The following is a 6,365-nucleotide window of genomic DNA, read 5'->3' on the forward strand; positions in this document are numbered from 1 at the left end:
CAAGGAGCTTCAGCAATGTTGCTCCTTTTTTTTATGTCTTTTTTTAAGACAAGTGATACTCTATAACTAAACTAATTATAAATACTAAAAATAAATATTATGAAATTAGAACAAGCGCAAAGGAATCAAGTAAAATTAAGACTTGGATTAAGTGGTGCAAGTGGATTTGGCAAAAGCTATTCTGCTTTATTATTAGCCTATGGAATTACCAATGATTGGACTAAAATTGCCATTATTGATACGGAAAATAACAGCGCAAGTTTATATGCGCATTTAGGAGAGTATAACGTGTTGTCTTTAGATGAGCCTTATAGTCCAGAAAGGTATATAAAGGCTATTAAAACTTGTGAAGAAGCTTCAATGGAAGTTATCATCATTGACTCCATAACCCAAGAATGGCAGGGAAAAGGAGGGTGTCTGCAAATTCACGAACAACTTGGAGGTAGATTTCAAGATTGGTCAAAAGTAAGTCCAAGACACCAAGCTTTTATTGATGCTATTTTACAGTCTAAATGCCACATCATTACGACTGCAAGAAGAAAAATTGATTATTCGCTAGATAGTAATCAAAATGGTCGTACAAAAGTTATAAAGCACGGTACTAAAGAGATTACTAGAGAAGGATTTGAATATGAATTGACAACCAATTTTGAACTTATTAATGACAAGCATTTGGCCGTTGCTTCAAAAGATAGAACAGGATTGTTTATGAACAAGCCAGAGTTTGTAATTTCCAAAGGAACAGGAAAATTATTAAAAGATTGGTGCAATAATGGTAAATCTGAAAAAGAATATTTAGCAGAAATACAACAAGAAATTGAACTGTGTGAAAACTTAGAAGGATTGCGTCATATTTATGGTAAATACCCAAACTACCAGATTAGAATTAAAGATAGTGTTCTTCAAAGAAAAGCAGAGATTGAAAATGTGTCAGCTCAAATTATACCAAACAATCAAATTATTCAACCAACTAAAAAATCACAAAATGGAATTGATAGCAAACAGTAATCAAGTTATCCCAACGGAACAGGTTATTACCTCAGTAAGTGAAGGGAACTTTATAGAAGCGAATACAGAGCAAGTGGCATTGAATCACCTACAAAAAAAATGTATAATTCCTGTGTTTAGCAAAGACAATGAATCAACTATTTCACATTATCAATTCATAAGTAAAGCTAAAGAAGTAGTACAGGGCTTATTCCCTGATTTACTAGTCAAAGAGCCTAATATTAGAGTAAGTCACGTTGTGAAAGGGAGAATACCTTCTGCTATTGGGAAACCAGCAAAGGAATTGTTAGAACACGAAAAAACTATCTATTATGAACGTTGTGCTTTTTTAATTGATATTCCAGAGATAAAACAAATTGTCAATGGAAATGAACTAAGTTTAAGCGTAGGTGGTGTTAGAGCTTACAATCAGGAAAACTTATACAGTAAGAAGTCAATGGAGAAATTTAAAGTCTTCATAGGTTTTAAAAATCAGGTTTGTACAAATTTATGTATTGCTACAGATGGATTTTCCAACGAGATTAGAATAGCATCCATTAATGAATTAAGTGATAAGATGTCCAATTTATTCTCAGGTTATAATAAAGAAAAGCATCTGGGAAATATGGAACGTATGAATATGTTTCAATTGTCAGAAAGTCAATTTGCTCATTTTATTGGGAAGTTAAGAATGTATCAGTATTTAGATAAACCTACCCAAAATAAAGTGTTCCCTTTAACATTAAATGACAGTCAGGTGAATAAGGTGGTTAAAGATTATTTTGAATGCCCAAACTTTGGAAGAAATTCAGAAGGATCTATAAACCTTTGGAATTTGTATAATTTATGTACTGAAGCTAATAAGTCTAGTTACATAGATTCTAATTTTGAGCGCAATGTAAATGCATATGAGCTTATCAATAATCTAGGTAATTCGCTGCAAAACAGTACACCGAACTGGCTATTAACATAATTATTACATAGCTATTTTCTGCAATTTGGATAGTTTTCAAGTTGTAAATAACCATCTACAAAAATAAAGATATGGATGAAAAAGAGTTGGCTGATTTGCTCAAATACACCTCACCTAAGCAGCTTTATATTGTTACTTGGAACAACATACTTAAACTGTTGTTTTGCCCATTTAGAGTGGCCGTATTAAAGGATGTTGGAACTTTAAAAAAGGGGCAGTTGGTTTGGGTTGATGAAGTGAAAATTACCCAAGAATTAAAGACTGTTTATATTATAAAAGGAGCTGCATATTACTATCATCATTTTGATATAATAGTTGATAATGAGTAAATAGCGATATATGGATAGGAGATACTGTATTTTGGATAACCAAGCTTTTGAGACGGCACTCCTTCAATAAAGCCACTGAAAAAGAATGTGCATAAATATATACATAACGCATTGTTTTTAATGGTGTGTTATGTATTTTTATATAGCAATTGACAACTTGTCAACTTATTATAGAAATTATGGACATCCCTATTACATTTTTAGATTTTAAAACTGAAGAGAATTATTTGGCACTACAAAATAAATATGCAGGATGGTGTGATCGAAATCCTCCTAATGAAGTAGCTTATTTAAATGTGGTTAAGACAGATTTTTCTATTAATTATAAAACTAAAAATTTGCTAACTGATAAGGAAGACTATATAGAGTGGTATTTTATTAAGGATTTCTTAAATGTAAAAATACCATTGTTTGCCAAAAGATATATTGTTTTTTTTAAGAAACACATTGAGTCTGAATTATTGCTTGAGAAAGAGAGGATTATTGCATATTCAAAAATACAATTGAAAAAAATTATTGAAATTGAGGAAATTATTAAGAAGTCTGAATATCTAGGTGTAAACATAAAATTGTCTTTACTTGTGCAAATTGAAGTAGTAATAGATTACTTAAAAAGCATACATATACTTCCAAGCTATACAATTGAAGAGAAATTTAAAATGAATATGAATAAAACGGATATTATTTTATTGCTCACATTATTGAGACAAAATAATAATATTGACTCAATTAAGGATAGTCACTTTGGGTTCCTAATAGAAAAAACTTTTTTATACAAGAGTGGAGAAGATTACACCCCAATAAAAAACGCTGGAAAAGTTGTCAATGATGTCAAACATTTTAATAAAGGGTCAGAAAAGGCAATTGAAAGACTAAAAAATATATTTAAAAATGATAACTTCTATGAATTGGATTTTCATTAATAACTTCTAACTATTGTAACAATAAGTGACTACTTATTAACAGGGGATAAAAAAGTTTCCCCTACATACTTTATTTTTTCATTTTACCTTTGCATTAAGTACTCGGTATGAATTGCTAATGAGTATGTTTAGATGCCAACGATTAAGGTGCACTTAACTTCATTTCAATTCGAATACTTCAAGTTCTTTGACATAGTGAAAAAAATATTAATGAGTTGCATGTTTATACATATGCAACTAAAATTTAATTAAATGAAAGAAAGAAAAGAAGAAGAAAATTCCCAGTTTTGGGAATATGTAGATGGAAAACCTAGAATTTCTCACTCTAGGATTATTAATTTTTTAGAGATGCATGGTTTTATGAGGTTAAAAATATCCAATTCAAATTATGTAATAGTAAGAAAGCAGAATAATAGACTGCTTGAAACTTGTGTTGGTGATATAATCCATTTTATTGGTTGTCACCTAAAAACTTTAAGATTATTTGATGTTTATGAGATTTTTGCGAAAGGAGTGACTACATATATTTCACAGCAAAAATTGAATTTGATGAAAATTGAAAATTTACCCAGTGATAGAGATGGTAAGTTTGACTCAAATTTTTATTTTGAAAACTGTTATTGCCATGTTACAAAAGATGGATGTCAGGCATTAGGATATGAAACATTGCCTATAGTAATTTGGGAAAATAGAATAATTAAATCAAAATATTCAATCCCGTTAAACAGAAATGAAGGTCAGTTTGAAATTTTTTGTAAAAATTTAACAAAAGGAGATGACAAACGGCTTTTAGCTTTAAAAACTATTTTAGGTTATTTACTACATAGAAACAGAGAGCATGGAGAGATGAAGGCAATTATTCTCTATGATGAGAAGATGACTTTAAACGATTTGGCAAATGGTGGAACAGGTAAAACGTTATTAAGTAAAGCAATCGGAGTTTTTAGAGATGTTGAAACTTTTGATGGTAAAGAAATTAAAAGTGGAAGTTGGTTTAAAAATCAGCGGATTAATCTTACTACTGACGTTATTGTTTATGATGACTTGAATAAAAATGTAAGTCTTGAAAATTTTTATTCTATGATTACATCGGGTGTTGAAGTTGAAAAGAAAAGGCAGGACGCATTTTTTATAGATTTTGAAGAGTCTCCGAAAATTTTAATTACCTCAAACTATCCAGTTAAAGGGCCAGGAGGATCTTCAGATATACGAAGAAGACACGAATTTGAAATTGCTAATTATTATGATGCAGATTTTACTCCAGAAAAGGAATTTGGAAATAGATTCTTCGATAAGTATTGGCATGAAGATGAATGGTCAAAATTTTACCAGTTTATGATGGGGTGTGTACAAGATTATTTGAAATATGGATTGTTGAATGCGCCTACATTAAATCTGGATAAAGAAAAGATGAGGGAAAATAGTTGTACAGAGTTTGTTGAGTTTGCAGATTCATTTATTGAATATAATAGGTGGATTGATAAAAGACAATTCGAGTCAGATTTTAAAGAGTTTTATCCTCAGTTTAAGGTGGTTTCATCCCACCAAATTAGCAAATGGATACAAGATTATGCTGTTAAAAATGGAGGGGATTATGAGCGTGTATCATCAGGAGGAGACTATAATTTTATAATTAAAAGGAAGGAGGTTCGAAATGTGTAAAGGAATTGTTTATAAAGTAACAAATAGAATTAATGGAAGTGTTTACATTGGTGCAACAACAAATTCAATACATCAGCGTAAATTAGATCATACAGAAAGAGCAGAAAGAAAAGAATCAGGTAAATTTCAAGAAGCTATCAGTACCTATGGTATTGAGGCTTTTACTTGGGAGCAAATTGATACTGCTTTATCAGTAGATGAATTGGCTCAATTAGAACAAAAATACATCTATGAATTTAATTCAAAAAAAGATGGTTATAACAACTCTATTGGGGGTGAATTTAAAAAAACAGTATATCAATATAATATTTTAGATGGAAAGTTATTAAATACATACACCTGTTTAACTGATGCAGGTAATGCAGTCAATGCAACTAAACAATGCATAAGTGCAACCTGCTTAAGTGTAAATAATACTTTAAAGGGTTATTATTGGTCTTATGAATACAAAGAACCTTATTCTCCTAAAAAGGATAAACGCAGAAAAGAAGTACTGCAATTAAACTTAGAAGGTAAACTAATAAATAAATTTTCTTCAGTAGCTGAAGCTTCAAGAAACACAGGTATAAGTAAATCTTGTATTACAAGAGTTTGCAGAAAAGAAAGGGAGAAGTCTGGAGGTTATATTTGGAAGTATAATTAATAAAAAAGAAACAGTAATAGCAAAGCCTTGTCAGAAATGATGAGGCTTTTTTAATTAAAAAAACTAATGAAAAATACCATATCAGAAATTAAAATCAAATACAATCCTGTAAAACTGGATAATGGAAATGTAAAAATTAATAGTAGTGATGATGCTTTTAAAGTAATGTTGAAGCATTGGAATCCTGACATTATAGAACTTCAAGAAGAATTTAAAGTAATGCTATTAAACAATTCTAATGAAGTCTTAGGGATTTATGAAATGACTAAAGGAGGTATGACCTCTACCCTAGTAGATGTTAAGTTACTTTTTGCCGTTGTTTTAAAAAGTTGTGCAACAGCAATTATTACTTGCCACAACCACCCTTCAGGAAAATTATTACCCAGCAACAGTGATAAAATAATTTATCAAAAAATTAGTGATGTCGCCAAACTATTGGATATTCAATATTTAGATAATTTAATTATTTCAAATAAAGGGAAATATAGTTTTGCTGATGAAAATGTTTAGACTGTAAAAACTGCTAAACAATAATTTATTAACTTGTCATTTCTCAAATTAAATCCTAAATTTATCGTAAAATTAATTGCTACTGATATTGTGTCAGTGAATACAAACAATAAATACATTTAATGGGATTATTTCAACCGTCGGTATTAAATAGTTATTTAAACTTACAAGATCAAAGTGTAATAACTAAAGCTTATAAAAAATATACCAAGTACTTTCACAATACAACTATTCAAGACAATATGGACTTCCTATATTAGACTGGACATAAAGATGCGAGATTTAGAGTTACATAAATTAACTTTGAATTATGAAAAGACAACACAGGAATTACAGTA

7 protein-coding genes are annotated in these 6,365 nt (G+C 29.8%); all 7 read left to right on the forward strand.

The genetic code is table 11. The features are described from left to right. Window positions 1-99 precede the first annotated feature (99 nt). The 7 genes from CHB67_RS14005 to CHB67_RS14035 all read left to right on the forward strand — a co-directional run bounded on the left by CHB67_RS14005 (window position 100) and on the right by CHB67_RS14035 (window position 6,027). A complete protein-coding gene (locus CHB67_RS14005; protein WP_089382409.1) occupies window positions 100-1,008 on the forward strand; it encodes an AAA family ATPase in 909 nt (302 codons plus the stop codon). Beyond that, window positions 986-1,960 (forward strand): DUF3871 family protein, encoded by a 975-nt coding sequence (locus CHB67_RS14010; RefSeq protein WP_089382410.1) that lies wholly within the window; start codon window positions 986-988, stop codon window positions 1,958-1,960. The genes CHB67_RS14005 and CHB67_RS14010 overlap by 23 nt, the downstream gene beginning before the upstream one ends. Window positions 1,961-2,031: 71 nt before the next feature. Continuing rightward, window positions 2,032-2,289 (forward strand): hypothetical protein, encoded by a 258-nt coding sequence (locus CHB67_RS14015; RefSeq protein WP_245813550.1) that lies wholly within the window; start codon window positions 2,032-2,034, stop codon window positions 2,287-2,289. 179 nt (window positions 2,290-2,468) lie between these two features. Beyond that, on the forward strand, window positions 2,469-3,212 hold the full coding sequence (locus CHB67_RS14020; protein WP_089382411.1) for a hypothetical protein: 744 nt from the start codon (window positions 2,469-2,471) through the stop codon (window positions 3,210-3,212). Between the two features lie 252 nt (window positions 3,213-3,464). Next, window positions 3,465-4,874, forward strand: coding sequence for a primase-helicase family protein (locus tag CHB67_RS14025; protein WP_089382412.1), 1,410 nt, complete (start codon window positions 3,465-3,467; stop codon window positions 4,872-4,874). Continuing rightward, window positions 4,867-5,517, forward strand: coding sequence for an NUMOD1 domain-containing DNA-binding protein (locus CHB67_RS14030; protein ID WP_089382413.1), 651 nt, complete (start codon window positions 4,867-4,869; stop codon window positions 5,515-5,517). Before CHB67_RS14025 ends, CHB67_RS14030 begins: the two co-directional genes overlap by 8 nt. 66 nt (window positions 5,518-5,583) lie before the next feature. Continuing rightward, the gene (locus tag CHB67_RS14035; protein WP_089382414.1) at window positions 5,584-6,027 is read left to right on the forward strand and encodes a JAB domain-containing protein; all 444 of its coding nucleotides are present in this window, start codon (window positions 5,584-5,586) and stop codon (window positions 6,025-6,027) included. Window positions 6,028-6,365: the final 338 nt, after the last annotated feature.

This window comes from Lutibacter agarilyticus (assembly GCF_900188235.1).
GTDB classification, from domain to species: Bacteria; Bacteroidota; Bacteroidia; order Flavobacteriales; family Flavobacteriaceae; genus Lutibacter; species Lutibacter agarilyticus.

Excerpts from the sequence above, each read along its gene's own strand:
- CHB67_RS14005 (WP_089382409.1), top strand. The coding sequence starts at position 100 with ATGAAATTAGAACAAGCGCAAAGGAATCAAGTAAAATTAAGACTTGGA.
- CHB67_RS14025 (WP_089382412.1), top strand. The coding sequence starts at position 3,465 with ATGAAAGAAAGAAAAGAAGAAGAAAATTCCCAGTTTTGGGAATATGTA.
- CHB67_RS14030 (WP_089382413.1), top strand. The coding sequence starts at position 4,867 with ATGTGTAAAGGAATTGTTTATAAAGTAACAAATAGAATTAATGGAAGT.
- CHB67_RS14015 (WP_245813550.1), top strand. The coding sequence starts at position 2,032 with ATGGATGAAAAAGAGTTGGCTGATTTGCTCAAATACACCTCACCTAAG.
- CHB67_RS14035 (WP_089382414.1), top strand. The coding sequence starts at position 5,584 with ATGAAAAATACCATATCAGAAATTAAAATCAAATACAATCCTGTAAAA.
- CHB67_RS14010 (WP_089382410.1), top strand. The coding sequence starts at position 986 with ATGGAATTGATAGCAAACAGTAATCAAGTTATCCCAACGGAACAGGTT.
- CHB67_RS14020 (WP_089382411.1), top strand. The coding sequence starts at position 2,469 with ATGGACATCCCTATTACATTTTTAGATTTTAAAACTGAAGAGAATTAT.